This is a genomic window from Nonomuraea sp. NPDC049637 (assembly GCF_040675235.1).
In the GTDB taxonomy this organism is placed as follows: domain Bacteria; phylum Actinomycetota; class Actinomycetes; order Streptosporangiales; family Streptosporangiaceae; genus Nonomuraea.
This window is the reverse complement of the sequence record NZ_JBFAOM010000024.1, coordinates 98,690-113,325: the sequence shown is the minus strand read 5'-3', so window position 1 is coordinate 113,325 and position 14,636 is coordinate 98,690. Positions and strand designations below refer to the sequence as shown.

The following is a 14,636-nucleotide window of genomic DNA, read 5'->3' as shown; positions in this document are numbered from 1 at the left end:
CTCCACCCGGATCATGCTGGGATCGACCCCTATGAATGATCATTCGCTCGATGACGCCGACTTGCTGGACAGGATGGAACGGAACCTGGCGGAACACGCCTGTCACCTCCACCGAAGCATGACCGGCGCGACCGTCACGCAGACCGATGACCTCCTGATCGCCGACAGCGGCCTGGACGACGACACCTTCAACATCGTCGCCACGGCCCGCTTCACCGCCGCCGACGCCGAGGCGCGCATCAGCGAGACCGCCCGGACGTTGGCGCGCACCGGCCGCCGTTTCTCCTGGTGGGTGGGGCCCGCCTCGACACCGCCGGACCTCGGTGCTCGCCTGACGGCGGCCGGTCTGCCGGCGTCCGAACGCGAGACGGCGATGTGGGCCGAGCTGGACGGCGCCCTGCCACCGCCCGCCGTCCGGGGGCTGGACATCCAGAGGGTCGCCACGCCGGGACAGCTCGCCGACTACGCCGCGGTTCTCGCCGCGAACTGGGACCCGCCTGCCGACACCGTCCGCCGCTTCTTCGCCCGCGCCGCCCCGCAGGCACTGGCCGCGCACTGTCCGGCCCGGTATCTGGTCGGCTACGTGGACGGCCGTCCGGTCTGCTCCGCCGAAGTGTTCCATCACGCGGGGGTCGCCGGCATCTACAACATCTCCACCCTGGCCACCCACCGCCGACGGGGCTACGGCGGCGCCATCACGCTCGCGGCACTCCGCACGGCCCACGACCGGGATCATCGCATCGCGGTCCTGCAGGCGTCAGCCGACGGCGAGCCCGTCTACCGCCGCCTGGGCTTCCACCCCTGCGGCCACTACACCGAACACCCCGTCAACCCCTGAACGCCGGGCGCTGGTGCACAGCCTCTCATCGAGGGCCCGGTCCCGGTGAGGCGGTGGATGCCGCACTCGACAGCCGTGTGGTGCGGATCTCGTCGGGCCGGCCTCATCAACCCGGTGTCACCGGGGCCGGCAGGGCCAGGCAGAGGGCGTCCAGCGCGGCGGCGAACGCGTGCTCAGCCGGTGTGCCGTACCCGACGACCAGGCCGTCGCGTGCCGGCATGGCGCTGTCCGGATGCCGGTAGGGGCCCAGGCCGTCCAGGGCGAGGCCGAGGCGGCGGGCGGCGCGCAGGGTGGCCTCCTCCGTGCCGGGAGGAAGGTCGAGCACGGCGTGCAGGCCGGCGGCGATGCCGCTGACGGTGATGTGCGGGGCGCGCTCGGCGAGCGTGGCCGTGAGCAGGCTCCGGCGGCGCCGGTAGATCGCGCGCATCCGGCGCAGCTGGCGGTCGTAGGCGCCGCAGGCGATGAAGTCGGCCAGGGCGAGCTGGTCGGTGACGCTCGACCAGAACTCGCGCGAACCTTTGGCGGCGAGCACGTCGTCCACCAGCCGGGTGGGCAGCGCCATCCAGCCGAGCCGCAGCGACGGGGACAGGCTCTTGCTGGTCGAGCCGAAGTAGACGACGCGGTCGGGGTCGAGGCCCTGCACGGCGCCGACCGGTTCGCGGTCGTAACGGAACTCGCCGTCGTAGTCGTCCTCCAGCACCAGGCCGCCCGTGGCGCGGGCCCAGTCGATGACCGCGGCCCGCCGCCGGGGGTGCAGGGCGCCTCCGGTGGGGTACTGGTGCGCCGGCGTCAGCAGGACCGCTCGCACGTCTGTCGCGGGAAGGTCCTCGATCCGGGCGCCGTGGGCGTCCACGGTGAGCGGGACGGTCCTCAGCGCTGCTTCGGTCAGCAGAGACCGGTGGAAGGCGAGCCCGTAGGCCTCGACGGCGACCGGGCCGCGCAGTACCTGGCACAGCAGCCGCAACCCGTGCGCGTACCCCGAGCAGATCACGATGTGCTCCGCCGTGGTGCGTACGCCTCTGGTGCGCGCCAGGTAGTCCACCAGCGCCTGACGCACCTCGGGCCGGCCGCGGGGGTCGCCGACGCCGAAGGCGTCGCTGGGCGCGGCGGTCAGCGCCCGCCGGGCCGACGTGGCCCAGGCCGAGCGGGGGAAGGCGGCGGCGTCGGGGGAACTGGGCATCAGATCATGGACGATCCGCGGGCGGGACGGACGCGCGGGAGCTCGCCGCAGGTCCGGCTCCACCGGCGCGGCGCGGTGCGCGACCTGGGTGCCCGACCCCTGACGCGCGGTGAGCCAGCCCTCCTCGACGAGCTCGGCGTAGGCGGCGGCCACCGTGTTGCGGGCGATGCCCAGGTCCACGGCGAGGGCGCGGTAGGGCGGCAGCCGGGTGCCGGGCGCCAGCCGTCCCGACCGTATGGCCTCGCGCAGGGTCCGCATCAGCCGTACCCGGGCGCCGCCGCTGCCGGTCAGCTCCAGATGCAGGTCGCTGCCGTTCACGAATTGGCCCAGGAAAGAGTCATGAGAATGCACCATATCGTGGGCCGATCACGCTCCTAGCGTGGTGGCCATGACGAACGTCGCCATTGCCGAACGGATGAACCTCTCGCGTGTCGCCCCCAAGGTCTTCAAGGCCGTGCTGGCCCTGGACGCCGCGGCTCGCGAAGGGCTGGACCCGGTGCTGATCGAGCTGGTGCAGATCCGCGCCTCGCAGATCAACCGGTGCGCGTACTGCATCGACTACCACACCGGCGACGCCCGCCGGGCCGGTGAGAGCGAGGCGCGGATCTACCAGCTCAGCGCCTGGCAGGAGGCCGGCCTCTACACCGCGAAGGAGCGCGCCGCACTGGCGCTCACGGAGGCGGTGACCCTGCTGCCGCGAGGAGTCGAGGACGAGGTGTACGACGAGGCCGCGCGGCACTTCGACGACAAGGAACTGGCCCAGCTCATCGCGCTGATCTTCACGGTCAACGCCTGGAACCGCATGAACGTGACCACGCGCAGGACCCCCGGCACCGAGTAAGCCCCCCGTGTCCCTGTTTCCGGGCGGTGGCCGCCTTGTCGCGGCCACCGCCCGCGCCTTGACCACACCCGGAAAGGTCCCCCACCCATGACCACCATCGACGCGAGCTCGCCGGACGCGGCCCAGGGTCCCGGCCCTTCACCGGTCCGGGGCTGGTCCGCGATCCTCGCCATCACGCTGGGCATCTTCGCCCTGATGACGTCCGAACTGCTGCCCGTCGGGCTGCTCACCCCCATCGGCGCCGCCCTCGACCTGTCCGAGGGCACCACCGCGCTCATGGTCACCGTGCCCGGGCTGGTCGCCGCCGTCGCGGCGCCGCTGGTCACCGTGGCCACCGCCCGGATCGACCGCCGCCTGGTGCTGGTCGTGCTGATCGGCATCGTGGGCGCGGCCAACCTCGCTTCCGCCTTCGCCACCAGCTTCGCCGTCGTCCTGCTGGCCCGCTTCCTGATCGGCATCAGTGTCGGCGGCTTCTGGTCCCTGGCCGGCGGCATCGCCCTGCGCCTGGTGCCCGAACGCCACGTGGCCCGCGCCACCGCGGTCGTCTTCGGCGGCGTCGAAACCGCCTCGGTGCTCGGCGTGCCCGCCGGCACCCTGACCGGTGACCTTGCCGGCTGGCGCACCGCGTTCGCCGCCGTCGGCGTGCTCGGCCTGATCTCGCTGGCCTGCATGGTCATCGTGATGCCGAAGGTGGCGCCGCAGCGCACCCTGACGTTCGCGGACCTGCCGCGCGTGCTGCGCACCCACCGCGCCGTACGCACCGGCATCGCCATGACCTTCCTGGCCATCACCGGGCATTTCACCGCCTACACCTTCCTGCGGCCCATCCTCCACGGCGACGGCGTCGCCGACGGCATGGTCAGCGTGCTGCTGCTCGTCTTCGGCATCGCCGGCATCTGCGGCAACTTCCTCGCCGGCGCCCTGGTCGCCACGCGCCTGCGGCAGACCGTGTGCGGCATCGGCCTGCTGCTCACCGCCGCCATGGCCGCCGTCGCGATCGGCAGCCACGATGTCCTGTCCGCGGCCGCGGTCCTGGTCGTCTGGGGACTGGCGTACGGCGCCGTCCCGGTCACCTTCCAGACCTGGATGCTCAACGCCGCCCCTACCGCCACCGAGGCCGCGTCCTCCCTGTACGTCTCGACGTTCAACCTGTCCATCGCCCTCGGCGCCTTCGCCGGCGGCCTGGCGGTCGACGCCGCCGGCCCGGTGAGTGTGCTGTGGATCGGCGGCGCCCTGGCCGTTCTGGTGCCGCCGCTCGTCACCGTCGCGGGCCGCCGGACATGACGACGGCCCGCACCGCCTCAAGGCATTTCACGAACTGCCCATCCTTCGGCAGAGGAGGTGACACGGTCGCGCGCCCGGGAGCGTTTCACAAGCGACCACCCGTGAGACACCGCACGCAGCAGACCACGTCGAGGGCGAACGCCGTTCCACGGGTGAGTGCACATGGGCAGGCACGCGAAATCACCGCGGGACAGTCCAGCGGGGGAGGGTCAGGGGCGGAGGCCGGTGAAGAGGTCTTCCTCGTGGTCGGGGGCGTTGACCTTGTTCAGCTTCCGTTCGAAGGCCTCGTGGGAGAACGCCTGTTGCTGGGCCTCGTCGGGCATGCGGAGGAGGAAGATGTTCTCGCCCTGGCTCTCGTGGGCCTTGAGGGCCTTGAGCTTGCGCTCGACGTAGGGGGTGACGTCGACGACGGCGTTGACCCGCTCGTCGGGGGTGCCGAAGTCGTCGGACGGCTCGAAGCCGCCCAGGTCGACGCCGCTGTCGCGCATCAGCTCGAACATGCGCTTGATCGCCGCCCGGGGGATCGCCGTGTAGTAGAACTTGTCGGGGACGCCGGTCGCCTCGACGGCGGCCACCGTGATGCGGTGGGCCTGCACGTGGTCGGGGTGGCCGTAACCGCCGCCGCCGGTCTCGTCGTAGGTGATCACCACCTGCGGGCGGTAGCGCTCCATCAGCTCGCCCAGCCTGGCGGCGGCCACCTCGACCGGCACGTTGGCGAACGCGTCGGGATGGTGGTTGGTGTCCCAGCCGTCCATGCCGGAGTCGCGGTAGCCGAGCAGCTCCAGGTGGTCGATGCCGAGGTGGGCGACGGACTCGCGCAGCTCGGCCAGCCGCCGCTCGGCCACCCTGGCGGCGTCGTGACCCTCCTCGCCTGGTTTGACGCCGCCCGTGTCGTCACCCTGCTCGCCGTTGGTGCAGGTGACCAGCACGGTGCGGATGCCCTCGTCGGTGTAGCGGGCGAGGACGCCGCCGGTGCTCAGGCACTCGTCGTCGGGGTGGGCGTGGACGACCATCAAGGTGAGTTCCCGATCCATGAAGGGAACCCTACTCGGCGCGTGCGACACTTCCGGCCGCGCGTTCGCGGCGACCGTCAGGGAGAGACGGGCGGGACGAGCAGCGGGTCAGGCCTCGGCGATCAGCGTCGCGGCCCTGCGGCGGGCGACGGCGGCGGCCGCGCGGTCGCCCAGCCCCTCGGCCACCGCCGCCTGCTTGAGCCAGTTGAACGGGCTGCCCGGCCGTACGCCGATGCGCTCGCTCACCAGCGCCCGCGCCAGCTCGTGCCGCCCGCCCCGCAGCGCCGCCTCCAGCAGCGTCTTCTGCACGGCGTCCCGCTGGGCGTGGCTGCCGCCGAACTCGCCGACCCGGTGCCTGATCGGGTGCAGCAGGTCGACCACCGCCGCGAAGTCGCCCCGCCCGTACGCCACCAGGGCCCGGCACACCGGCAACCCCACCCGCATCGTCATCGCGACGTTGGTGACCCCCGGACGGCCCTCCAGCGTGTACGCCTCCCGCGAGGCGATCAGCTTCTCCGCCTCCCCGATCCGCCCGGCCCCCACGTACGACATGACCGCGTGCACGTCGTTGAAGGCGTAGAACGGCTCGGCCATCAGCGGCGGCCACGCGTCGGCCAGGGCCTGCCAGCGTTCGTGCTGGTCGGAGCCCTCCAGCAGGAGCCGCCAGAGCAGCGCGGCGGCGTCCAGCAGCTCCATGGACGTGCGCCCGCCGGCCAGCGCCGCGTCGTGCACCTCCAGCGCCCGCCGCTCGTCGCCGGCCTCCAGGGCGTAGAGGGCGTAGTGCCACCAGGTGTGGACGTTGAAGAACGTGCCGGTGGACCAGTCGCCCAGGCGGGCGTCGAGGTAGCGCACGCCCTCGCCGAAGCGGCCCTGCATCTCGTAGGTGTGCACGACCGCGTGGATGCCCCACACGTCGCGCGGGTCGAGCTCGACGGCGCGCAGGCCGACCTGCTCCGAGCGGTCGTAGTGGCCGGCCTCCTCCAGGCCGAAGGCGTACATGCCGAGCACCTGGCCGAAGTGCCGGTCGTCCTCGTGCCAGGCGGTGAGCGCGCCGCCGATCCGGTCGCGCAGCGAGCGGGCGTCGCCGGTGAAGAAGTCGAGCTGGTGCCCGGCGGCCAGGGCCAGCGCGTCGCGCGGATGGGCGACGGTGATCTCGGCGAGCAGCGCGCCGCAGGTGGTCAGGTCGCCGTCGAGCAGCGCCTGGACGGCCGCCACGTGGGCACGCTCGCGCGGCAGCAGCGACGACTCGTCGGCCTGGCGGCGGAAGGACGCGAACCGGGCCCGCGCGGCACGGGCGCCGGCCGCCTCGGTGGTCAGCAGGTCGAGGTAGGCGGACAGCACGTTGCCCATCGGGAAGCCGGGGGAGTCGGCCAGCGCGGCGGCCGCCTCGGCGGCGACCTCGGCCCGGAAGTGCAGCAGCTCGTCGATCGCCCGGTCGTAGTGGCGCGCGGCGGCGGCGCTCGCGCCGGTCATGGCCAGGCCGTGCTGGTCGGTGGTCACCCGGCCACTGTAACCGCGCGACCGCCGGCGGCTCAGGGCGACGGCCCGCCGGCCGCACAGCTCATTCGCTTCCGTACGACCCCACGACAACCCTTGTCCGGATAAGTCGCCAGCCGTAATGTTTGTGGCCGAACAAGGTGAAGGAGAGCCATGCGCCTGGCAGACGTCGACCTCGCCGACCCCGGCCGGTTCACCGACGGAGTGACCCCGTGGCGCATGTTCGACGTGCTGCGCCAGCAGTCGCCCGTCCACTGGCAGGACGAGCACGGGCACGGCAGGGGCTTCTGGGCGGTCACCAGGCACGCCGACATCGTGGCCGTCGGCCGCGACCCGGAGACGTTCACCTCCGAAGGCTTCACCAACCTGGAGGAGGTCGACGAGCGGCAGGCCGCGATCCGCCGTTCCCTGCTGGAGACCGACGGCCCCCGCCACCACGCGCTGCGCCGGCTGCTGCTGCGCGACTTCTCGGCCAGGGCGGTGGCCGGCTACGAGGTGTTCCTGCGCGGCCTGACCGCCACGACCCTGGACGCCGCCCTGCCCAAGGGCGAGTTCGACTTCGTCAAGGAGGTCGCCGCCGACTTCCCGATCAACGTGCTGGCCCGCATGCTCGACGTGCCCGACACCCAGCGGCTCATCGACTGGGGCAACCAGATCATCGAGAACACCGACCCGGAACGCCTGCGCGACAGCGAGGAGTTCAAGGACCTGCCCTTCCGCAGCCCGGCCTCCCTGGAGGTCTTCGAGTACGGCCGCGAGCTGGCCGCCCGCCGCCGCGGCGGCCAGGGCACGGACCTGGTCAGCCGGCTCGTCAACCAGGAGCCCGTGGACGGCCGGCCGCTGTCGGACCGCGACTTCGACAACTACTTCCTGCTGCTGGTCGTGGCCGGGAACGAGACGACCAGGCACGCCGTCTCGCACGCCATGCTCGCCCTCATGGAGCACCCCGCCCAGCTCGACCGGCTGCGCGCCGACCCGGCGCTGATGCCGCGGGCCGTGGACGAGTTCCTGCGCTGGGCCTCGCCCGTCTACCACTTCCGCCGTACCGCCACCCGCGACGTCACCCTGCACGGCCGCCGCGTCGCCGCCGGCGACAAGGTCGTCATGTGGTACGCCTCGGGCAACAGGGACGAGCGCGTCTTCCCCGAACCCTACCGGTTCGACGTGGGCAGGGACGCCGACGAGCACCTGACGTTCGGCAGGGGCGGCCCGCACTACTGCCTCGGCGGCGCGCTGGCCAGGCTGGAGATCCGGGTGCTGTTCGAGGAGCTGCTGCCGCGCCTGTCGTCGATCGAGCTCGCCGGCGAGGTGCGCAGGATCCGCTCGAACTTCGTCAACGGCATCAAGGAGCTGCCGGTCAGATGCTCTCCAGGTGCTCCATGACGCGCCGCAGGGAGCCGGCCAGCTCGCGCCGCTGATCGCTGTCCAGCTCCTTGACCACGAACGCCTCCTGCCGGTTGAACTCCGGGAACAGCTCGCGCATCAGCCGCTCGCCGGTCGCGGTGAGCGCCAGCATGACCCGGCGGCCGTCCGTGGGGTGCGGGAAGCGCCGCAGGTGCCGGTAGGACTCCAGGGTCTTGACCACGCCCGTGAGCGTGCCCTTGGAGATGCCCGCCTCGGCGGCGACGTGGCGGGTCTCGCTCTCGCCCCAGATCCACACCACCCACATCACCACGAACCCCGTCCAGGTCAGGCCGGTGTCGCGCAGGACGGTCTGCTCCAGGTGGTTGCGGATGGCCGAGGACGCGCGGTAGACGTTCGACACCGCCCACATGGCCTCGAAGTCGATGTTGAGGTCGCCCAGCCGCTGGCCGATGGCCTCCTCGGTCTGGCGCAGCGTGTGGTGTCCCGTCATGGCACGAAAGTATATTCGGTACCTAACAATCTTCACGTCCCCCGCTCACGAACGGGACCAAACGACCCGGCCGCCGAACACCGTCAGGTCCACCGGCGCGGCCACGACGTCGTCGTCCGCCGTCGCCGCGCTGACGCACAGGTCGGCGATCTTGCCCGGGGTGAGCGTGCCCTTCCAGCCCTCGGCGAAGTCCTGCCGCGCTCCGGCGATCGTATAGGTGGCCAGGGCCTCGGCGAGCGAGATGCCCTCGCCGTCCCGGGCGACCAGCGCCGCCACGCCCGCCCGCCAGTCCGGCGCGGTCACCGGCGCGTCGGAGCTGCACGCGGTCAGCACGCCCGCGTCGATCGCCGAGCGGGCCGGCCACTCCTGCTCGGCCGCCCGTGCGCCGAACAGCTCGCGCGTGGTGCCCGACTCGACGCGTTGCAGCACCGGCTGGAGGTTGATCCCGTAACCCAGCTCGCCCAGCGTGGCCAGCGCCTGCTTCGAGGCGAACTGGCCGTGGATCACGTAGTGGCGGGGGTCGGCCCTCGGGTGCTCGCGGGAGATCGCGGCCAGTGCGTCCACGACGGCGTCCACGCCCCGGCTGCCCACGACGTGCACGCCCGCCTGCAGGCCGGCCACGTGCACCAGGCGCAGGATCTCGTCCAGCTCGGCGACCCGCTCGGCGTCCGTGCCGCCGTGCGTGCACAGCGAGCCGTGCCCGCCCGACGGGTACGCCTCCCGCATCCAGGCCGTCTCCGACGGCGGGATCCCGTCGGCGAACACCTTCACGCCCAGCAGTCGGACCAGCCGCTCGTCCACGCCGTCCAGGTCGTCCGGCAGGCGGTCGAGGTAGGCGGCGGTGTCGGCGACCGAGGCGCCCGACATCGGGCTCGGCAGGCCCAGCACGCTCACCCGCGCGGTCAGCTCGCCGGCCCGCGCCAGCTCCGCGTACGCGCCCAGCACCCCCGGCCCCATGCCGCCCGCGAACGCCTCACCGCCGCCCGGCCCGAGGCCCGGCTCGGTGAAGCTGGTGATCCCGGCCCGGTTCAGCTCGGCCACCACCTCGCGCAGCACCCGCCTCAGCCCGCCGGGCGGCGGCGGCACCAGGCGCTGGACCAGGCCCTGGTCCCCGTGGTGCAGCAGGCCGTCGCCGTCGTCGGGCAGCCCGGCCAAGCGCAGCGCGGCGGAGTTCGCCCACGTGGTGTGGCCGGAGAAGTCCTGGAGGAGGACGGGATGGTGGGGGGCGACGTCGTCCAGGTCCGTCCTGGACGGCGACCGGCCCTCGGCCAGCCGGCCGGGGTTCCAGCCGATCCCGCGCACCCACTCGCCGGGGCCGGCGGCGCGCACCGCGGCGGCGACCCGCTCCCGCACCTCGGCGATCGACCCCACCGCCACGTCCACGCAGAACGGCGGGCGGGTCAGGCCGTAGCCGCAGGCGTGCAGGTGGGAGTCGTTGATCCCGGGCAGCAGGACGCGGCCCCGCAGGTCCACCACCTCGGCCGCGCTCCACCCGGCGGCGTCGCCGACGTGCACGATCACGCCGTCGCGCACCGCCACGCCGGTCGCGTACGGCCGCGCCGGGTCCATGGTGAGCACCCGCCCGTTGACCAGCAGAAGATCGGCGTTCGTCATGAATCAGCTCCCAAATAGGCGCGCCTGAGCGCGGCATCCGACTCGCGCAGCGGCGCCGGGTCGCCGCCGTAGGTGATCGCGCCGTGGACCAGCACGTACGCGCTGTCGGCCAGGGCCAGGGCCGCGTGCGCGAACTGCTCGACCAGCAGCACCGCGCAGCCCTCGTCGGCCAGCCGCCGGATCACCGGCAGCAGCCGGCGCACGACGCCCGGGGCCAGGCCGAGCGACATCTCGTCGAGCAGCAGCGCCACCGGGCCGGTCCCGATGGCCCTGGCCAGGACCAGCATCTGCTGCTCGCCGCCGGACAGCAGCCCGGCCCGCACGTCCAGCCGCCGCTCCAGCTCGGGGAACAGCTCCAGCGCCCGCCCGGGGTCGCCGGCCAGGGCCAGGTTCTCGCGCGCGGTGAGCGTGGCGAACACGGCCCGGCCCTGCTCCACGTGCGCCAGGCCGTGCCGGGCCCGGTGGGTGCGCGGCCGGCCGGTCAGCGTGGTCCGGCCGAGCACGATCTCGCCCCCGGCGGCGGGCAGCACGCCCGAGACCGCTTCGAGCAGCGTGGTCTTGCCCGCGCCGTTCGGGCCGAGCAGGACGGTGACCTGCCCGCGCGCGGCGGTCAGCGTCACATTCCTGACGACCGGCTGGCCGCCCCTGGCCACGGTCACGTCCCGCAGCACGAGGTCCATGGGGTCGCCTCCCGTCCGCCCGCTCACGCGGCGGGCTCCTGACCCAGGTAGGCCCGCAGGACGCCGGGCTCGGCGAACACCTCGGCGGGCGGGCCCTGGGCGATGACGCGGCCGAAGTCCAGCACGGTCACGGCCGTGCACGCCGCCCTGACCAGGTCCAGGTCGTGCTCGATGAGCAGGACGGCGGCGCCGTACCGGGCGGGGACCCGGCGCAGCCAGGCGCCCAGCCGTTCGCTCTCGGCGTGGCCGAGGCCGGCGGCGGGCTCGTCCAGCACCGCGACCGCGGGACGGGCCAGCAGCGTCCCTGCCACCTCCAGCAGCCGCCTGCTGCCCACGTCGAGCGCGGCGATCGGGTCGCCGGGCGCCGCCGCCACCAGCCCGGCCAGGCACTCCGCCAGCGCGGCGTCGCTCAGTGGGCGGCGCGCGGCGAAGCGCAGGTACTCGCGCACCGACAGGCCCACCGGCACCCGGTCCTGCTGGAACGTGCGGCGCAACCCGGCCCTGGCGCGCCGGTGGACCGCCGTGCCGCCCCGGGCCCCGGCGACGGCCACGCCGCCGACCTCGACCAGGCCGCCGCCGGCGGGCACGAACCCGCTGATCGCGTCGACCAGGGACGACTTGCCCGCGCCGTTCGGGCCGACCAGCCCGTGCACCTCGCCGGCGAGCACGGTGAGTCCGACGCCGTCCACGGCCACGACCTGGCCGTACCGCACGCCGACGCCCTCGATCCGCAACGCCGGCGGCCGTCCGTCCGGACCGGGCGCGGGCAGCTCGGGGTCAGCCGCCGCGGCGGGCACGGCCGGCGCGGCGCCGGACCCGCGGGCGCGGCTGACGCGGCGGGCACGGCGGGCGCGCAGGGCGGCGCGCAGGCCGTCGCTGATGCCCGAGCCCTGCGTCATCGCCTGCACCGCGCCCACCGCGAAGACGACGTTCGCCCACTGCTGCGGCACGCCGAACCGCCGCAGCAGCTCGCTCACCAGCACGCCCAGCGCCCCGCCGATGAGCGCGCCCTCCGCGTGGTGGGCGCCCGCCATCACGGCCACCGCGTAGGCGACCAGCGACTGGCCCGGGTCGAAGTTGCGCGAGACCACCATGGCGAGCTGTCCGGCCAGCAGCGCCCCCGACGCGCCCGCGATGAAGGCGCTCACGGCGAAGGCGCTCAGCTTGGCCCCCGGCACGCTGGTGCCGGCCGCCGCCGTGGCCCGTTCGGACTCCTTGAGCGCCCGCCACGACGCCCCGAGCCGGGTCCGCCGCAGCACCGCCAGCGCCACCGCCACCAGCGCGAAGACGCCGCAGCAGAACAGGAAGAACTGGCGGTCGGAGGCCAGCCCCGCCGGACGGCCCACCACCACGCCCTGGCTCACGCCGGGGAAGGAGTTGGCGGCCATCACGACGTCCACGGTCGCGGCGAAGCCCAGCGTGACGATCGCCAGGTGCACGCCGCGCAGCCGCAGCGCCGGCAGGCCGATGAGCAGCCCGAACGGCACGGCGGCCAGGCCCGCGAGGGGCAGCCAGACGTACAGGCCGCCGGGGACGCCCCAGACGTTGAGCTGGGCGGTGGTCCAGGCGCCGATGGCGGCGAAGGCCATCTGGCACAGCGACACCATCCCGGCCTGCCCGGCCACCACGCCGAGGCTCTGCAGCAGCACCCCGGAGATGACCGCCGACATCGCCAGGAACACCCAGTACGCCGGCAGCCCGGCGGCCAGCCCGTAGGCCGCCGCCGCCATCAGGACGCCGGCGAGCGCCCACCGCAGCACCGGCCGGTCAGCGGGACGCATCCCACACCTCCCGCCGCCGGCTCCACACGAGGATCAGCAGGATGGCCGCGAACGGCACCACGTCCCGGTACTGCTGCACCACCGCCGACCCCGCGAGCACCCCTTCGAGCAGCCCGAGCGCCAGGCCGCCGGCCAGCGCCCCGGCCAGCCGCCGCAGCCCGCCGAGCAGCGCCGCCGCGCAGGCGGGCACGATGAGCATGCTCAGCGACAGGATGTCGCTCGACCGCACGGGCGCCACCACCAGCAGCACCAGCGACGACAGCGCGCCGGCCAGGGCCCACACGGTCACGGTGAGCGCCCTGGTGCCGATGCCCAGCAGCTCCGTGGTCACCGGACGCTCGGCCATGGCGCGCAGGCGCAGGCCCAGCGGCGTCCGGGTGAGCAGCAGCCAGGTGCCCGCGCCGATCACCACGGCCAGGGCGAGCAGCACGACCGCGCCCTGCGTCACCACGACGCCGGCCAGCGTGGCGACGCGGCCCGCGGCCGGGTTCGGCAGCACCCGGGGCTCGTCGCCGAAGGCGATGTAGGCCAGCGCGATGATCCCGATGAGCTGCGCGATCGACACCGCGGTACGGGTCTGCGGCCCGCTCTCGGCGAACCACCGCGTCATCACGAACCCGCACCCGGCCGACACCAGCGCCCCCGCCGCCACCCCGGCCAGGGCCGCCGCCCAGTACGGCCACCCCGTCCCGGCGAGCGCGGCCATCACGTACACCCCGGCCACGCCGGTCGCCGCGACGGCCAGGTTCACCGTCGCGGTCAGCCGGTACATGGCGGTGAGCAGGAGGCCGAGGGCGGCAAACGTGCCGCCCGCGGCCAGCCCCGAGACCAGGCCCTGGAACATCAGCCGAGCGTCCCCGGGTAGCGCACCCACTCGCGGGTGACCACGTGCCACGCCCCGCCCCTGAGCTGGACGATCTTGCCGGCCCGGTTGGAGAAGTGCCTGGGGGCCTGCCCGAACTCGTACGGGGTGCCGGTCATCGGGGTCTGGACGGGCTTGAGCGCCTGGAAGGCCGCCGTCACCGACTGCCGGGTGATCGGGCCCTTGATCGTCTTCAGCGTGTCCACGAAGTAGGTGGCCGCCAGGTAGCCGCCCTGCCCGAAGGAGGTCAGCGGCACGTTCCTGGAGGTCATGAGCGTGCGCCAGTCCTTCAGCGCGGGCGAGTCGGCCTCGGTGAACGGCTCGAACTCGGCGTTGGCGTACATGCCGTCGCCGTCGGCGCCCAGGGCCTTGGCGACGGCCTCGGTGTAGGGGGCGGTGGTCATCAGCCAGTCGATCCCGCTGACGCCCTGCTGCTTGACGACCTTCATCCAGGAGATCGCCATCGGCTCGGTGCCGTTGTACAGGACCGCCTGGCAGCCCTCCCGCCGGGCCCGCAGCACGAACGGCGTCGGGTCGGAGTCCGGCTTGACCGTGCGGTCGTCCAGGGCGAGCTTCTTGCCGGTGAGCGCGGTCCAGCTCTTCACGGCCCCGCCGTAGGCGTCGTTGGTGTTGCCGAGGATCGCCAGGAACATGCAGACCTTGTCCCGTTTGAGCACCTCGGAGGCGTAGTAGAGGTTGATCGCCATGTTGAGGTACGGGCCGGTGTTCACCGGGGAGATCGCCGGGGAGTCGAAGCAGGTCGGGTCGACGCCGGTGCCCTGGACGGAGACGATCCGCGACTGCTGGTAGAAGGGGGCGTTCACGGCGCAGTCGAGCAGGCTGGCCGAGCCGACCAGCGCCACCACGCCCTGGTTGGTGACGACGTCCCGGGCGGCCTGGGCGGCGGCGGCCGGGTCGCCCTTGTCGTCGGCGCTGACGTACTCGATCTTGTGGCCGTTGACGCCGCCCTGCTCGTTGACCCGGTCGAAGACGGCCTTGGCGGCGGCCGAGGAGTCGGGGAAGGTGACCGCGCCGCTCAGCGAGCTGACGCCGCCCACCTTGATGACGTCGCCGGCGCCGCCGGACGAGGCGGCCGGCGGGTCGTCGGACAGGCCGCACCCGGCGGCCAGCAGCAGGACGGCGAGCGGGACGGCGAGTGCCCTCATGGGGATCATGGGCGACCTCTCTGCG

At 73.6% G+C, this 14,636-nt stretch carries 13 protein-coding genes; 4 read left to right on the top strand and 9 right to left on the bottom strand.

The window, feature by feature from the left end; translation table 11 throughout:
* Nucleotides 1-118 precede the first annotated feature (118 nt).
* A complete protein-coding gene (locus tag AB0J71_RS29705; RefSeq protein ID WP_364417066.1) occupies nucleotides 119-838 on the top strand; it encodes a GNAT family N-acetyltransferase in 720 nt (239 codons plus the stop codon).
* 106 nt (nucleotides 839-944) lie between these two features.
* Here AB0J71_RS29705 and AB0J71_RS29700 read toward each other — a convergent pair whose 3' ends face one another.
* The gene (locus tag AB0J71_RS29700; RefSeq protein ID WP_364417064.1) at nucleotides 945-2,336 is read right to left on the bottom strand and encodes a PLP-dependent aminotransferase family protein; all 1,392 of its coding nucleotides are present in this window, start codon (nucleotides 2,334-2,336) and stop codon (nucleotides 945-947) included.
* 70 nt (nucleotides 2,337-2,406) lie between these two features.
* Here AB0J71_RS29700 and AB0J71_RS29695 point away from each other — a divergent pair, with 70 nt between their 5' ends.
* Nucleotides 2,407-2,859, top strand: coding sequence for a carboxymuconolactone decarboxylase family protein (locus AB0J71_RS29695; protein ID WP_364417062.1), 453 nt, complete (start codon nucleotides 2,407-2,409; stop codon nucleotides 2,857-2,859).
* An 87-nt stretch (nucleotides 2,860-2,946) separates the two neighbouring features.
* The gene (locus tag AB0J71_RS29690) at nucleotides 2,947-4,143 is read left to right on the top strand and encodes an MFS transporter (protein WP_364417060.1); all 1,197 of its coding nucleotides are present in this window, start codon (nucleotides 2,947-2,949) and stop codon (nucleotides 4,141-4,143) included.
* Between the two features lie 209 nt (nucleotides 4,144-4,352).
* Here the strand turns inward: AB0J71_RS29690 and AB0J71_RS29685 are convergent, their stop codons facing one another.
* A complete protein-coding gene (locus AB0J71_RS29685) occupies nucleotides 4,353-5,177 on the bottom strand; it encodes a PIG-L family deacetylase (protein WP_352327201.1) in 825 nt (274 codons plus the stop codon).
* Between the two features lie 87 nt (nucleotides 5,178-5,264).
* The gene (locus AB0J71_RS29680; protein ID WP_364417058.1) at nucleotides 5,265-6,656 is read right to left on the bottom strand and encodes a tetratricopeptide repeat protein; all 1,392 of its coding nucleotides are present in this window, start codon (nucleotides 6,654-6,656) and stop codon (nucleotides 5,265-5,267) included.
* Nucleotides 6,657-6,806: 150 nt separating this feature from the next.
* Between AB0J71_RS29680 and AB0J71_RS29675 the strand changes: the two genes are divergently transcribed.
* Nucleotides 6,807-8,036 carry a cytochrome P450 gene (locus AB0J71_RS29675; RefSeq protein WP_364417056.1) on the top strand — a complete coding sequence of 410 codons (1,230 nt, stop codon included), beginning with the start codon at nucleotides 6,807-6,809 and terminating at the stop codon, nucleotides 8,034-8,036.
* On the opposite strand, the gene AB0J71_RS29670 is transcribed toward AB0J71_RS29675, so the two are convergent.
* Genes AB0J71_RS29670 through AB0J71_RS29645 form a run of 6 tightly spaced genes read right to left on the bottom strand, consistent with a single transcriptional unit; the run spans nucleotide 8,011 to nucleotide 14,620 of the window.
* Nucleotides 8,011-8,508 carry a MarR family winged helix-turn-helix transcriptional regulator gene (locus AB0J71_RS29670; protein WP_352327198.1) on the bottom strand — a complete coding sequence of 166 codons (498 nt, stop codon included), beginning with the start codon at nucleotides 8,506-8,508 and terminating at the stop codon, nucleotides 8,011-8,013. The two genes, AB0J71_RS29675 and AB0J71_RS29670, sit on opposite strands and share 26 nt — an antisense overlap.
* 45 nt (nucleotides 8,509-8,553) lie before the next feature.
* Nucleotides 8,554-10,122 (bottom strand): amidohydrolase family protein, encoded by a 1,569-nt coding sequence (locus AB0J71_RS29665; RefSeq protein WP_364417054.1) that lies wholly within the window; start codon nucleotides 10,120-10,122, stop codon nucleotides 8,554-8,556.
* Nucleotides 10,119-10,829, bottom strand: a complete 711-nt coding sequence (locus tag AB0J71_RS29660; protein WP_352327196.1) for an ABC transporter ATP-binding protein — start codon at nucleotides 10,827-10,829, stop codon at nucleotides 10,119-10,121. Before AB0J71_RS29660 ends, AB0J71_RS29665 begins: the two co-directional genes overlap by 4 nt.
* The gene (locus AB0J71_RS29655; RefSeq protein ID WP_364417052.1) at nucleotides 10,826-12,583 is read right to left on the bottom strand and encodes an ATP-binding cassette domain-containing protein; all 1,758 of its coding nucleotides are present in this window, start codon (nucleotides 12,581-12,583) and stop codon (nucleotides 10,826-10,828) included. The genes AB0J71_RS29660 and AB0J71_RS29655 overlap by 4 nt, the downstream gene beginning before the upstream one ends.
* Nucleotides 12,570-13,427 carry a branched-chain amino acid ABC transporter permease gene (locus AB0J71_RS29650; RefSeq protein WP_352327194.1) on the bottom strand — a complete coding sequence of 286 codons (858 nt, stop codon included), beginning with the start codon at nucleotides 13,425-13,427 and terminating at the stop codon, nucleotides 12,570-12,572. The genes AB0J71_RS29655 and AB0J71_RS29650 overlap by 14 nt, the downstream gene beginning before the upstream one ends.
* Nucleotides 13,427-14,620 (bottom strand): ABC transporter substrate-binding protein, encoded by a 1,194-nt coding sequence (locus tag AB0J71_RS29645; RefSeq protein WP_352327193.1) that lies wholly within the window; start codon nucleotides 14,618-14,620, stop codon nucleotides 13,427-13,429. Before AB0J71_RS29645 ends, AB0J71_RS29650 begins: the two co-directional genes overlap by 1 nt.
* Between the last annotated feature and the right edge of the window lie 16 nt (nucleotides 14,621-14,636).